A 14,632-nucleotide genomic window follows, 5' to 3' on the forward strand; every position below is an offset into this window, starting at 1 on the left:
GGGCGGTGTGGACGGGGTGCGGGTCGGCAGCCCGTTGCGGGTCGCCGGCTGCTGTCCGTTGTCCTTCCGCGGTGCGGGGGCCGCGGGCGCCGGGATGGCGGTCCGGACCGGGGCCGCGGGGATCCTCCGCTGCGGTCCCGTGTCCTGACGGGCGGCCTGCGAGACGATCAGCGCATTCGGGATGTGGATGCTGACGGTCACACCCGGGTTCCGTGCGGTGTCGAACGTCGACCGGAGGCGCACGGTCAGACCGTGCCGCTTCGCGAGCCGGCTCACGACGAACAGACCCATGTGGCGCGCGGTCTCGGGACCGACCTCACCACCCGAAGCCAGGCGCTCGTTGACGGCGCGCATGTCGTCGGCCGGGATGCCGATGCCACGGTCCGCGATCTCGAGCAGCACTCCTCCGTCCACTGCGCGGGCGAAGCTGAACGTCACCACCGTGTCGGGCGGCGAGGCGCGCAGCGAGTTGTCGACGAGTTCAGCGAGCAGGTGTACGACGTCGGTGACGACGGTGCCGCTGAGCGCACCCTCGGGGGTCGCGCCCATCTGCACGCGCTGGTAGTCCTCGACCTCGGAGATCGCCGCACGCAGCACGTCGCCGAGCGGAATCGGCGCGGCCTGCGACCGGCGCACGCGGGTGCCGGCCAGAATCAGCAGGTTCTCACCGTTCCGCCGCATACGCGCAGCCAGGTGGTCGAGGCGGAACAGGCTCTCGAGACGCTTCGGGTCCTTCTCCTCGAACTCGAGGTTCTCGATCAGGCCGAGCTGCTGGTCGACGAGCGACTTGCTTCGCCGCGCGAGCGTTTCGAACATGTCGTTGATCTGCAGGCGGAGTTGCGCCTGCTCACCGGCGAGCTTGAGCGCCTGCCCGTGGATGTCGTCCACGGCGCGGGCGAGCTGGCCGATCTCCTCGGAGGAGTGCACGGCCACCGGCTCGAACGACAGTGCCCGCGGATCGTCACTGGCCTTGATCTGCTCGATGGCGTCCGGCAGGTCGCGGCGGGCGGCCTTCAGCGCGCCGTACCGCAGGCGACGGATCGGACCGATCAGCGAACGGGACACGAGGAGCGCGAGAACGAGCGCGGCGAGCAGCGTTCCGAGGACGATCGCCGTGTCACGCAACGCGGCGGACCGGGTCTCGGCCGCGCGGACCTGCACGGTGGACGCGATGTCGTTCGCCGCCTCGCTGGTCAGTTCCTGGTAGACGTCACGGCTCGCGATGAGCGAGGAACGCAGCTGCAGAATCGGCAGCACCCCGCCGCGCGACGCGTCCGCGAGGCCCCGGTCGATGAGCGCGTTGCGGTCGGCGATGTTGTTTCTCAGCGTCTCGAGACGCGAATCGCCCTTCGGGTAGTACCGGTCGAGGACGTCGAGGAGGCTCGACTCGGCGCCGGCGGCCGCGACGACGGCCGACGTGGGAATGTCGCCCGTGCGGGCCTTCTCCCTGCCGTCGGGCCCGGCGTAGACGTCCTTCACGATCACGAGGCCCATGGCCTGTTCGAACAGACGACGCTGCGCCTGCCACGCATTGGTCAGCTGGTAGCCCTTGTCGACGACCTCGCTGTCCTCGATGGGCCGCACGATGTCGTCCACTTCGCGGATGAAGTCCGCGGCGAACGCGCGCTGACGTTCCGCGAGCAGGTCGGTGGCGACGCCCGGGGAATCCATCAGGTTCAGGAGGGCGCGGCCGTCCGAGACGGTCTGGTTGATGGAACTCGCGACGGCGGGATCCAGCTCGGGGTTCCGGGCCTGTTCGGACACGTCGTTCATCAGGGATTCCGCGTCCTCGCGGTCCTGCTTGGTGAGGGTTCCCGAGGCGTAACCACTGGTCACGGTACCCATCGAGGCCTCGAGGGCCACGATGTCCGGGACGACGACGATCTGATCGGCCGCCTCGGTGAAGTGGACGGCGTTGCTCAGCTCGCCCTGCACACGGAGCCCGCCGAGCACCATGGCGACGGTGACGGGAACTGCGAGAACCGCGGTGACCTTCCACCGCAGGCCCCAACCCTCGATATCCCAGAACTTTGCCCGGGGCGGCGAATCGTCGCTCATCCCACGCTTCCTTTCCAACCAGTCATAGCTCGCCGATCTGTGCTCGTGACCACGCCCACGGCACGGCAGACGTACTGGCCGGGACGACACGCGTCGACAGAGGAAAGTGATCGATCAGTTGCGCTGCGAGCAGCGCTGCCCGACGCACCGTTTTCCGAATGTAACGAGTTCATCACATCCCCATGGGGAACGTTCTTACCACAGAAATTCCCCGATCCTTACTTTCGAGTAACATGCGCACCACTGATCCCATACGTCGCCGCCGGGGGGTCGATCAGCGGACCAGGCTACACAGAATCGCCGTTCACAGTCGAGGACGGATTCGTGCGCTCCCGGACCCGGACATCCGCCGAGGACGGCTGCAGCCACCGGAGTCTTCCGACCACCGGTGGCTGCACGAATCCGTAATCTCTTGTGCCCGATACCTAGACGTCCAGGAAGCGGACGTCCTTGGCGTTGCGGGTGATGAAGCTTCGCCGAGCCTCCACGTCCTCACCCATGAGGACGCTGAACAGCTCGTCGGCCGCGGCGGCGTCGTCGAGCGTCACCAGACGCAGGACGCGCACCGACGGATCCATCGTGGTCTCCCACAGTTCCTTGGCGTTCATCTCGCCGAGACCTTTGTAACGCTGGATGCCATCGTCCTTGTTGATCTTCTTGCCCGACTCGAGGCCGGCCTTGACCAGGGCGTCGCGCTCGCGATCGGAGTACGCGAAGTCCGGGTCGCTGCGCTGCCACTTCAGCTTGTACAGCGGCGGCTGCGCGAGGTAGACGTGCCCGTGCTCGACGAGCGGCCGCATGAACCGGAACAGCAGCGTGAGCAGCAGCGTTGCGATGTGCTGGCCGTCGACGTCGGCGTCGGCCATCAGCACGATCTTGTGGTACCGCAGCTTCGCGATGTCGAATTCGTCGTGGATGCCCGTGCCGAACGCCGTGATGATCGACTGCACTTCCGTGTTCTTGAGCACACGGTCGATGCGTGCCTTCTCGACGTTGATGATCTTTCCGCGCAGCGGCAGGATCGCCTGGTACATCGAGTCGCGGCCGGACTTGGCGGAGCCGCCTGCGGAGTCGCCCTCCACGATGTAGATCTCGGACTTGCTCGGGTCGTTGGACCGGCAGTCGGCGAGCTTGCCCGGCAGACCGCCGAGGTCCGTGGCGCTCTTGCGGCGCACCAGTTCGCGGGCCTTGCGGGCGGCGACGCGGGCCTGCGCCGACGACACCGCCTTGTTCACGATGGTCTTCGCGTCGGCCGGGTTCGCCTCGAACCAGTGCGACAGATGCTCATTGCTCGCCTTCTGGACGAACGACCGGACCTCGGTGTTGCCGAGCTTCGTCTTCGTCTGACCCTCGAACTGCGGTTCACCAACCTTCACCGAGAGGATCGCGGCGAGACCCTCACGGATGTCGTCACCGGTGAGCTTCGGGTCCTTCTCCTTGAGTAGTTTCTTGTCCAGCGCGTACTTGTTTACCGTCGCCGTCAGAGCGGAACGGAAGCCCTCTTCGTGGGTGCCGCCCTCGTGGGTGTTGATGGTGTTCGCGAACGTGTGGACCGACTCCGAGTAGCCGGAGTTCCACTGCATCGCGATCTCGAGTTCGTGGCCGGTTCCCTTCGCGGTGAAACCGACGACCGAGTTGTGGATCGGCTGCTTCGTGCGGTTGATGTGCCGCACGTAGTCCTCGAGGCCGCCCGGGTAGTGGTAGACGCGGGTCTTCACCTTGTGCACGGCCGGCGCCTCCGCCTCGGCGGACTCGTCCTCGGCGGTTTTCGGAGCGTCCGCGACCTGGCTGACGACCTCTTCGGTGACCTCGGCGTCGCTGACGCGTTCGTCGGTGAGGGTGATCGTGAGGCCCTTGTTGAGGAAGGCCATCTCCTGGAGGCGGCGCGCGACCGTCTCGAAGCTGTAGACCGTCGTCTCGAAGATGTTCGGATCGGCCCAGAAAGTGACCGTCGTTCCCGTTTCCTTGGTGGGCTCACCCTTGACGAGTTCACCCGGCTTGGAGTCGGTGTAGGTCTGGGTCCAGCGGAAGCCGTCGCGCTTGATGTCGACGTCCAGCCTTGTGGACAGCGCATTGACGACGGAAATGCCGACGCCGTGCAGACCGCCGGAGACTGCGTAGGAGTCGGAGTCGAACTTGCCGCCGGCGTGCAGCTGGGTGAGGACGACCTCGACGGTGGGGACACCGGAGGCGTGCATGCCGACGGGGATGCCTCGACCGTCGTCGACGACCCGGACGCCACCGTCTTCGAGAAGCGTGATCTCGACCTTACTGGCGTAGCCGGCCATGGCCTCGTCGACGGAGTTGTCGACGACTTCCCAGATCAGGTGGTGGAGGCCGCGTTCACCGGTGGAACCGATGTACATACCCGGTCGCTTACGAACGGCTTCGAGTCCCTCGAGGACGGTGATGGAAGAAGCGCCGTAGTCCTTGCTGGAGGTGCTTTTGTCTGACTTCTGGGCAGCCACGGGTGGGTAGCTCTCCTTCTCCGTCCAATGCCCGACGCAGGCGCCCACCGCCCTGGTCGGGCACGCGGGAGACGAGAATCGGGAATCTTGCCGCTAGTTACCTCGGCCATCTTACTGGTACGTCAGCGCCAGGAGCGGGCTATGACACCCCTGAGCGCCCCGTAGACGAATTTTCAGGGCGTCTCGGGAGTGAAAACCTAGGCTGAGGCGCTCTCGGACGGGCCGTCGGAGAGATCTGCCACCCGCCGGTCCTCGATGTCCAGCACGAACTCCGCCGCGAGTTGCGCGATGTCCTCGGCATGGGAAATCGGCGACCAGTGCCCGGCGTCGACCTCGCGACGCCGCAGGTCGGGCGCCCACTTCTCGGTGTCCTCGTACCCGACGGACCGCACCGCTTTGTCCTTCTTGTTCAGGATCAGCTGCACGGGGACGTCGGTGTAGCGCTCGCGTGGCCTCCGCAGACTCGTCCGGATGTTGGCACGGTACAGCTTGAGACCGTTGACCATGTCGTCCGCCAGCGTCGGCGCCGGGCGCACCAGCGACGGGTCGAGGCGGTCGAAGAACTTCAGGAACGCCGGCCAGTGCCGGGAGAACCACAGCCGGAGCGGCAGCGTCGCGAGGCCGGGGATCTGGAAGAGAACGGTGTACCCCGACGCCACGGCCTGGACGAGGGGCCCACCGAAGCTGCGGTCCGCGAAACGACGGCGCATCCACTTGCCGAGATGATCGAGGTTGGGCCCGGAGACCGAGGTGAACGACGCGATGCGTGTGCGGGCCCCCGGCTCGCAGACCGCCTCCCACGCCTCCACCGACCCCCAGTCGTGGGCGAGCACGTGCACCGGTTCACCCGGGCTCACGGCGTCGATCACCGCGAACAGGTCGCTCGCCAGCTCGGACAGTCGGTAATCCTCCACCCGCACCGGGACCGTGCTCCGGCCCGCGCCGCGACTGTCGTAGCTGACCACCCGGAACCGCTCCGTCAGGAACGGCACCACCCGGCTCCACAGGTCGTGGGTGTCGGGCCAGCCGTGCACCAGCACGATCGTCTCCCCGGCAGGGTTGCCTTCCTCGAATACGGCGAGATCGACGGAACCGTTGGTGATCCGCCGGGCGGTACCGGATGTGGATGGAGTCATGGGTGTCCTCTGGTCGTCGGTCGGGTTCGGGAATCGAGGGGAACTACAGGTCGAGCACGAGACGGCCGCTGTCGGCGCGGGACACGCAGATCAGCATCTCGTTCTCCTGCTCGGCGTCGGTGAGCCGCGTCTCGCGGTGATCCGGGGTGCCGGACAGCACCTTCACCCGGCAGGTACCGCAGAAACCCTGTTGGCACGAATACCCCACTCCGGGCATCGTCTTCCGGATCGCCGTCAGGGCGGATTCGTCAGCGGGCACGGTGAGCACCTCCCCCGTGCTCACGAGCTGCACCTCGAACTCGGTGCCGCCGAGAACCGGCGGCGCCCCGAATCGTTCGAAATGCAATGCGGTGGCTGGGCTTCCGGGGAATCCGCTGCGTACCGACTCGAGCATCGGCGTCGGACCGCAGCAGTAGACGGCGCCGCCCGCCACGGCACGCTCCAGCAACTCGTCGGCGGTCGGGAGTCCGAACTCGTCGTCGGGCCGGATGAAAACCCGTGACGCATCGAATGTTTCGATCTCGTCGAGGAACGGCATCAACTCCCGGGACCGGCCGGAGTACACGAACTGCCAGTCCATCCCGAGTTCGCGGGCTGCCCGGACCATCGCCAGAATCGGGGTGATGCCGATGCCGCCGGCGACGAAGAGGGCACTCCCCTCGCCCACGAACGGAAATCCGTTGCGGGGGCCGCGAACCGTCACCGGCGTTCCCGGCTCGAGGGCGTGCATCTCGAGGGATCCGCCGCCGCCGTCCGGGATGCGCCGCACGGCGACGCTGTAGCCCGTGCGATCGGACGGGTCGCCGCAGAGGGAGTACTGCCGTCGCAGCCCCGACGGCAGGTGGAAGTCGAGGTGCGAACCCGGCTGCCACGCAGGCAGTTCCGCTCCGTCCTCCGCCTCGAATCGCAGCTGCACGACGTTCTCGTCCAATGCGACGACGTCGCGTTGGGAGACAACCATTCTCATCGCTATGTCGGGGTTGTGCCCGGCGACGACGGGGTCGTAGTCGTACGCGGTGAGAACCCGGAGATACTTGGCGGCGACGGCCTCGGTGATGCGCATCGCACGATCCGGGCGCGGCCGCCCCTTGATGTCCGGGGGAGCGTCGTAGCGGGGCAGTCCCTGCCCGGTGAGCACCTCCCGCACCTGCGACAGATTCACCGCTCCGCCGCCTGGGCCGCCGGCGAGGACGCCAGGTACTTCACGGCCTGCGCCGTCGAGCCCTCGTTGCTCGGGTGGTATGAGCGCGTGAAATACGTGGACATCCGCTTCGCGAGCTCGCGGGCGGTCGGCAGGGTGCCGCGTTTTCCGGCCGCGAAGAAGTCGGTCAGATGCGGCTTGCGCCGATGCGCCGACCATTGGGCGAGCTCGGGATCGTTCCGCATGAGGAACCGGGTGCCGCGCACCCACAGCCACACGATGACCGGGGTCACGATCACCTGGGTGCGGATCCGCCGGGACTCGCGCTTGTCGAAGTACCGCATGACGTCGTAGGCGACGGACCGGTGTTCCACCTCCTCGGCGCCGTGCCAGCGCAGCAGGTCGAGCATCGTCGGATGCATCCCGGCCCGGTCGAGGCCGTCGGCGTTGAGTACCCAGTCGCCGAGGAACGCGGTGATGTGCTCGATCGCGGCGATGACCGCAAGCCGCTCGATCAGGTAGTTCTTCTCCCGCAGGCCGGTCAGCGGTCGCGGTCCGAGGATCTTGGAGAACGTCCATCCCATCTGCTCGGTGAAGGGCGTCGGGTCGAGACCCTTCTCCTTCAGATGCACCAGCACACCGGTATGGGCGTTGGAGTGCATCGCCTCCTGGCCGATGAAGCCGACGACGTCGTCGCGGAGCTGCTCGTCCTCGATCAGCGGCAGGGCCTCCTTGAACGTCTCGACGAACCACTCCTCGCCCGCGGGCAGGAGAAGGTGCAGGACGTTGAGGACGTGCGTGCTGAACGGGTCGCCCGGGATCCAGTGCATCGGCAGGTTCGACCAGTCGAACTCGACGTTCCTGGCCTGCAACAGGATGTGATCGGGCTCGGGGATCGCATTCCGGTTCCGGGGTGCAGTGGGGGCGGACATCTCATTACTCCTTCGTGCCGGCCGCTGCGCCACGACGAAGGCCTGTGGCACAGTTCACTCGAACAACTTGGAGTAACTGTAACACCGAGTAATAGACAAAACTAGGAACCGAACGACCGCTCCGGCTTACCCGTAGGTGTCCCGGGGGCCGCGCCCACGGATGTGCCGTTCCCCTTTTCGCCAGCTCGGAGCGGTCGGACCGGTGATCCGCAACGACTTCACCACGCCGTTACCGACCGCCGCGGCGATCTTCGCGAGAATCTGCGACTGCATCATCCGAAGCTGCGTCGCCCAGGCCGTCGACTCCGCTGAGACGCTCAGAATCCCGTCCCGCAGCCCGGTCGGTTCGGCGTGCGCGGCGATGTCCTCGCCGACCACCTGCACCCACCGACCCAGGACCGTGCCCTCCGACACCTTGGGAGACCAGCCCCGCTGTTTCGCGAGCGCGCTCGTCAGCGCGCCGAACGGCTGGGGATCACGGTCGTCGGGGCCGGGACCGGACCATCCCCGACGACGCCGGGCACGCAGCGCCCGGACGCCGGTGCCGGACCGGCGGCCCTGCCCGACGGACTTTCCGCTCGCCTTCGCGGCGGCGCGCGCCTCCTCGAGGGCACGACGGGCGAGGTCGATCCCCTTCACTTCGGGTTCGGGTGTGCCCGCGGGTGCGGTGGGTTCTGAATCATCCGTCACGGCGGTCCTCCGTCTCTTCCACGATGCGTGAGATCCGTCCTCGATCGGTGTCGTGGGCCTCCACACCGAATCGGACGGCGTCGAGTTCCTCCGGAACATCTTCCGGCACGGCCGCCGTGATCAGCACCTGTTCGGCGTCCAACGCGACCTTCGCGAGCGCCCGGCGGCGGCGACGGTCGAGTTCGGCGAACACGTCGTCCAGCATGAGAACCGGATCGCTGCCGTCCGAACGCAGCAGCGCGAATCCCGCCAACCGCAACGACAGCGCGAACGACCACGACTCCCCGTGACTCGCGAACCCCTTCGCCGGGGTGTCGCCGAGTTGCAGTTCGAGGTCGTCGCGATGCGGTCCGACGAGGCACACGCCCCGCTCGATCTCCTTGGACCGCATCACGGACAACTCGTGGAGGAACCGCTCCTCGAGGAACGCGATGTCGCCCGCCTCCGGAACCCGCGCCGGTTCGGTGAATTCCGGGGGCAGCGAGGAACCGAGACTCGAGCGGTAGCGGATGCTCGCCGGCCGCGACTCGGGTGCCAGCGACTGGTACGACTCCGCCAGGTGCGGGGCCAGATCGTGAACGAGGTCCAATCGTCCGGCGAGCAGCTGCGCCCCGTGCGCGGCGAGGTGACCGTCCCAGACTTCCAGTGTGGCAAGGGCACTCGCGCCGTCCTCGCTCGGTCGACCGCCGCCGCGCGAGGTCCGGCGCAACGCACCGCCCGCAGTCTTGAGCAGCGCCGACCGCTGCCGCAGCACCCGGTCGTAATCGGCGCGGACCGCCGCCATCCGCGGGATACGGGAGGTGAGGAGTTCGTCGAGGTAACGCCGGCGGTCACCGGGATCACCGCGGACGAGCGACAGATCCTCCGGCGCGAACAGCACCGTCTGCAGAATCCCCAGGATCTCCCGCGGCCGCCGGGTGGGCGACTGGTTGATCCGCGCACGGTTCGACTTGCCCTCGTTCAACTCGAGATCGACGGTCAGTTCCCGGCCGGTGTTGACGACGGTGGCCCCTGCGAACGCCTGACCGGTGCCCGACCTGATCAGCGGGGCGTCCGAACTCACCCGATGCGACGACAGGGTGGACAGGTAGCCGAGTGCCTCGAGCACGTTCGTCTTGCCGTGGCCGTTGGGTCCGACGAAGACGGTGCATCCCGGGCGCAGCTCGAGACCGAGCGCGTCCCAGGAACGAAAATCTCTGAGCGAGAGTGCGCGAACGAACACCTACGTTCCAGAACCGGCTTCTACCTCGCCGGCTGCCTTCTTCACGGCGTGACCACCGAACTGGTTGCGCAGCGCCGAGACGGCCTTCATCGCGGGGGAGTCGTCCTGCCGGGACGCGAACCGCGCGAACAGCGCGGCGGAGATCACCGGTGCGGGCACGGCGTGGTCGATCGCTTCCAGCACCGTCCAGCGGCCCTCACCGGAATCGTCTGTGTACCCGGAGATCTCGGCGAAATCGGGGTCTTCACCCAACGCCTTGACGAGCAGATCCAGCAGCCACGACCGGACCACCGTGCCCTTGGACCACGCGCGCAGCACGGCGTGCACGTCGGTGACGAGGTCCTCGGCCTCGAGCAGCTCGTAGCCCTCGGCGTACGCCTGCATCAGCCCGTACTCGATGCCGTTGTGGATCATCTTGGCGTAGTGGCCGGCGCCGATCGGGCCTGCGTGGGCGAATCCGTCCGCACGTTCACCCTCGGGCCGCAGAGCGTCGAAGATCGGCAGCGCCCGTTCGACGTCCGCGTCCGACCCACCGACCATCAGCCCGTAGCCGTTCTCGAGTCCCCAGACACCGCCGGACACACCGCAGTCGAGGTAGCCGATGCCGCGCGAACCCAGCAGTTCGCCGTGAATCTTGTCGTCGGTGTATCTCGAGTTGCCGCCGTCGATCACCAGGTCGCCGGTCTCGAGCACCGTGGACAGCTCGGTCACCGTGTCATGGGTGATCTTTCCCGCCGGAACCATCACCCACACGACCCGAGGGGACTCGAGTCGCTGCGCGAGTTCCGTCAGGGACGCCACATCCGTGACCTCCGGCCGAGGGTCGTAGCCGACCACCTCGTGCCCGTGCGCGCGCAACCGCTCGCGCATGTTGAATCCCATTTTTCCGAGCCCGACCAACCCGATCTGCATCGTGATCTCCGTCCACTCGTGAGATTTCTTTCGGCAGTACTGGTTTCGCTTCCGCGAATACTCAGCCCGGCAGGCGCACCGGCATCAGCAGGTACGTGTACGCGCTCTCCGGTGCCGCGAAGTTGCCGGAATCGTCGGGTTCGATCTCGTCCTCGGTGGCGGGACGCAGCACCGCGGGGCGGCTGGGAGTCGTGAAACCGAACAGCACCTGCTCGCTGTGCAGCGAAGACAGTCCGTCGATCAGGTAGCCGGGGTTGAAGGCGATGGTGAGCGGCTCACCCTGGAAGACCGCGTTCAAGCCTTCCTCAGCGCGGCCCGCGTCGTCGCCGCCGGCGGAGAGGAGAAGCCCCTCGGTGGAGAACTGCAGTCGGACCTGCGCGCCGCGCTCGGCGACGAGGGCCACACGCTTGATGGCCTCGACGAGGGGAGCGATCTCCACCGTGGCCAGCGCCGTGTGCTCGGACGGCAGCAGCTGCCGGAACTTCGGGAACTCGGCGTCCAGCAGGCGGGTGGTGGTGCGGCGGCCGTCGTTGACGATGCCGAGGAGGCCGTCGTTGCCCACCGCGGAACCCGAACCGAGAGCCAGCTCGACCGGCGAAGTGGCATCTCCTGCAAGCGTTTTCGCGGACTCGGAGAGCGTCTTCGCCGGGATGAGGACGGCAGCGGTGGTGTCGGGGTTCGCCGGCGACCACTCGAGTTCGCGCACTGCGAGACGGAACCGGTCGGTGGCCGCGAGGACGATAGCGTTGCGCTCGATCTCGACCCGGATACCGGTGAGCATCGGGAGAGTGTCGTCCTTGCCTGCCGCGACGGCCACCTGGCTGATCGCCTCGGAGAACACGTCGGCGGGAATCGAGCCGGTCTGCTGCGGCAACTGCGGAAGCTGGGGATAGTCCTCGACCGGCATCGTGGGCAGCGAGAACTTGGCGCTTCCGCAGGTGATCAGGACGCGGGTGCCTTCGAGAGTCACGTCGACCGGCTTGTTGGGGAGCGACTTCGTGATGTCGGCGAGCAGCTTGCCGGAGACCAGGACCTGACCGGCACTACCGACCTCGGCCGCGACCCTGACCTGGGCCGATACCTCGTAGTCGAATCCGGAAACCGTCAACCCTTGCTCGGTCGCGTCCAGGAGAACACCGCCGAGAACGGGGACGGGAGGCCGCGACGGCAGACTGCGAGCGACCCATGCCACTGAATCAGCGAATTCTTCCCGGGAGACACGAAACTTCAGGCTTCCAAGCTCCATCGCCGGGTTGTTCCTCTCGGTAGGCACGGTTGAACGCCACGGTCGAGCCGTGACCACAGCACTGCAGTCTTTCACAGAGCGGCGATGCATAACCGTATGCCCTCGAGGACGAACTTGAAAGCGGAACGGTCCCGTCCTCGAGTCTCCGACGGAGGCCTGTGAACCGACGCGATCCCCAACCCTGTTTTCAAAGAGTTTTCTATAAGAATTAATGAGAAGTACTATTAGGTCCTGTGGAATCTGTGGACGAAGGGCTGTAGACCCTGGTCGGTCCGCCTCGCCGTATGGGGAATTCTCGAGGACAAACTCGAGGACCAATCCGGCACCCATGTGGACTACTCGAGGTTGTTCAAAGTTCTACACGTTCTGTCCACAGGGATTCCACCTCATCCCCACACTTATCCACAGGTGTGCATGCTTTATCCCAGGTCCTGGCGTCGGCGTGTTGCACCGGTGTGTCGCGTTGGCGGCCGTTCGTCCGAGCCTCGAGTAGACCCTCGAGCAGTACCTCGAGGACCCGCTCGAGCGCACCCTCGAGGACCGGCTCGAGGAGCCCCTCGAGTTACTCGCGGGACGGTGGCTCCCCCGAAACGACCTGTGCCCCCGGTAGGCGAGCTACCAGGGGCACAGGAGGGGCAGGGGTCGGTGGCTACCTCTTGGAACGCTGCTTGATCCGGGCGGTGAGCTCCTGGACCTGGTCGTAGACCTTCCGCCGTTCCGTCATCTCTTTGCGAATCTTCTTGTCCGCGTACATGACGGTCGTGTGGTCTCGGCCGAACGTCTGCCCGATCTTCGGCAGGGACAGATCGGTGAGCTCCCGGCACAGGTACATGGAAATCTGCCGGGCGGACGCCAGCGGGCGCGCCTTGCCGGGGCCGCACAGGTCGTCGATGGACATGTTGAAGTACTCCGCGGTGACCGCCATGATGGTCGCGGCATTGATCTCGAGACTCGACGAGTCCGGCATCAGGTCACGCAACACCACCTCGGCGAGGGTGAGGTCCAGCGGTTGCCTGTTCAGGGAGGCGAACGCCGTCACACGAATGAGCGCACCCTCGAGTTCCCGGATGTTGCGTTCGATCCGAGAGGCGATCAACTCGAGGACGTCGTCGGGCACCTCGAGCCGGTCCATTCGGGCCTTCTTGCTGAGGATCGCGATGCGGGTCTCGAGTTCGGGAGGCTGAACGTCGGTGATCAGGCCCCATTCGAACCTGGTCCGCAGGCGTTCCTCGAGTGTCGCCAGTTGCTTCGGCGGCCGGTCGGACGACACGACGATCTGCTTGTTCGCATTGTGCAGGGTGTTGAAGGTGTGGAAGAACTCCTCCTGGATACCTTCCTTGCCCTCGATGAACTGGATGTCGTCCACCAGCAGCACGTCGGTCTCGCGGTAGCGGCGCTTGAACGCCACCTTGCGGTCGTCCCGGAGGCTGTTGATGAAGTCGTTGGTGAATTCCTCGGTGGAGACGTATTTCACTCGCATGCCGGGGAACAGCCGCTGGGCGTAGTGGCCGGCGGCGTGCAGGAGGTGCGTCTTGCCGAGCCCCGACGCTCCCCAAATGAACAGGGGGTTGTATGCGCGCGCCGGTGCTTCGGCGATGGCGACGGCAGCGGCGTGGGCGAACCGATTGGACGAGCCGATCACGAACGTGTCGAACGTGTACTTCGCGTTGAGGCTGTTACCACCCGTCGCCGACGGTGCCGGGCCTGCGGGCGGCTTCGTGAAGTAGGACGGCCAGGATTCGTGGACGCTGGCCAGGGCCTCGCGGTCGTCGTCGACCTCCTCGAAGTCCGTCGTGTCGGAGTACGGCTGATCTTCGGAGCTGAAACGGCGCCGGCGGAACGAACCCGAACTGGTGACGGAAGGCTCGAGGTGGCGAGGGGTGTGGATCGGTTCCGGCTCGGGGCGGTGCTCCCGGCTCGGAGACTCGGACTCGGGTTCGTCGTCGACCGGGGCCGCGATGCGCACACCGAGGCCTTCCACCTGCTCACCGAGATGACGGCCGAGCGCATGGAGGATCGGCTCACGGAGATCCCGCTCGATCGCCTCCTGGGCGAACGGCGACGGAACGGACAGGAGCGCGAAGCCCTGTGCGAGTGTCAGCGGTTTGACGAGCGCCAACCACGCCTTCTGTCCCCTCGTCAACGGCGGCAGATCGCCGCCGGGCGAATCGGATGTGAGGTCTGCGACGACGTCGATCCAGATCCGTGCGAGCGCATTCGGATCGTCGTTCACGTGGTTCCTCCCCAGTGTGTTTCGCGGACTCGGCGCCGGCGGTGCCGAGTCGAGATGTCGGTGCCGTCGTCGAGGTGGAATTGGGAGCTTCCCCGACCTGAGGATGGACCCCGTACGGACCTACGAATATGCCATCTGAACTGTGTTTCCACACAATTATCCACAGATGTGGACAAAGCGCAGACGTCTCCCGTCGAGACGCCTGCGCGTGGTGGGAAGTCCAGATTGGGCGCGCTGACCTGCGCTTATGCATGCGAAACCTGGATGAGTGGGTTCAAGGACCCGGGAGATGAAGGGCGTCAACAACCCTCGTGGCGATCCGAAGCGGCACACCATCTGTGCCCTGTGGATGAATTGTGGTGAATGTGCAGATGAGAACGGTGAAGTCGAGAGCTGGGCACTCGATCAGGGTTCATCGGCGAGACCATGCATAGACGCTAGCAACAGTGTCGGCAACCTCACAGCGGTTTGGCACATTGGAAGTTGGGGTGCAAGCATTTGTCGATCCTCGGCGTGTCGGTCAACCGATTCGCGGGGGAATCGCAGGTGAGCGAGTTTGACCTGACCGTGAGTGGTAAGTACTCTCGAACAGTC

Annotated in this window: 10 protein-coding genes; all 10 read right to left on the reverse strand. The window is 66.3% G+C overall.

Features of this window, described 5'->3' with window-relative positions:
• Nucleotides 1-2,058 (reverse strand): sensor histidine kinase (locus RJ1_RS34120; RefSeq protein WP_073366877.1); only part of this gene is annotated, 2,058 nt, incomplete at its 3' end.
• 425 nt (nt 2,059-2,483) lie between these two features.
• Complete coding sequence (gene gyrB / locus RJ1_RS34125) at nt 2,484-4,526, reverse strand: DNA topoisomerase (ATP-hydrolyzing) subunit B (protein ID WP_073366878.1); 2,043 nt, start codon at nt 4,524-4,526, stop codon at nt 2,484-2,486.
• A 197-nt stretch (nt 4,527-4,723) separates the two neighbouring features.
• Nucleotides 4,724-5,662, reverse strand: coding sequence for an alpha/beta fold hydrolase (locus RJ1_RS34130; RefSeq protein ID WP_073366879.1), 939 nt, complete (start codon nt 5,660-5,662; stop codon nt 4,724-4,726).
• Nucleotides 5,663-5,705: 43 nt separating this feature from the next.
• Nucleotides 5,706-6,824 carry a PDR/VanB family oxidoreductase gene (locus tag RJ1_RS34135; protein ID WP_073366880.1) on the reverse strand — a complete coding sequence of 373 codons (1,119 nt, stop codon included), beginning with the start codon at nt 6,822-6,824 and terminating at the stop codon, nt 5,706-5,708.
• Nucleotides 6,821-7,735, reverse strand: coding sequence for a metal-dependent hydrolase (locus RJ1_RS34140; protein ID WP_073366881.1), 915 nt, complete (start codon nt 7,733-7,735; stop codon nt 6,821-6,823). Before RJ1_RS34140 ends, RJ1_RS34135 begins: the two co-directional genes overlap by 4 nt.
• 126 nt (nt 7,736-7,861) lie before the next feature.
• Nucleotides 7,862-8,425, reverse strand: a complete 564-nt coding sequence (locus RJ1_RS34145) for a DUF721 family protein (protein WP_073366882.1) — start codon at nt 8,423-8,425, stop codon at nt 7,862-7,864.
• Nucleotides 8,415-9,647, reverse strand: a complete 1,233-nt coding sequence (gene recF / locus RJ1_RS34150; RefSeq protein WP_073366883.1) for a DNA replication/repair protein RecF — start codon at nt 9,645-9,647, stop codon at nt 8,415-8,417. Before recF ends, RJ1_RS34145 begins: the two co-directional genes overlap by 11 nt.
• On the reverse strand, nt 9,648-10,565 hold the full coding sequence (gene gnd / locus RJ1_RS34155) for a phosphogluconate dehydrogenase (NAD(+)-dependent, decarboxylating) (RefSeq protein ID WP_305793901.1): 918 nt from the start codon (nt 10,563-10,565) through the stop codon (nt 9,648-9,650).
• Between the two features lie 55 nt (nt 10,566-10,620).
• Complete coding sequence (dnaN, locus tag RJ1_RS34160) at nt 10,621-11,805, reverse strand: DNA polymerase III subunit beta (RefSeq protein ID WP_005249107.1); 1,185 nt, start codon at nt 11,803-11,805, stop codon at nt 10,621-10,623.
• A gap of 649 nt (nt 11,806-12,454) precedes the next feature.
• The gene (gene dnaA, locus RJ1_RS34165; RefSeq protein ID WP_073366884.1) at nt 12,455-14,038 is read right to left on the reverse strand and encodes a chromosomal replication initiator protein DnaA; all 1,584 of its coding nucleotides are present in this window, start codon (nt 14,036-14,038) and stop codon (nt 12,455-12,457) included.
• Nucleotides 14,039-14,632: the final 594 nt, after the last annotated feature.

Source organism: Rhodococcus jostii NBRC 16295 (assembly GCF_001894825.1).
GTDB classification, from domain to species: domain Bacteria; phylum Actinomycetota; class Actinomycetes; order Mycobacteriales; family Mycobacteriaceae; genus Rhodococcus_F; species Rhodococcus_F jostii.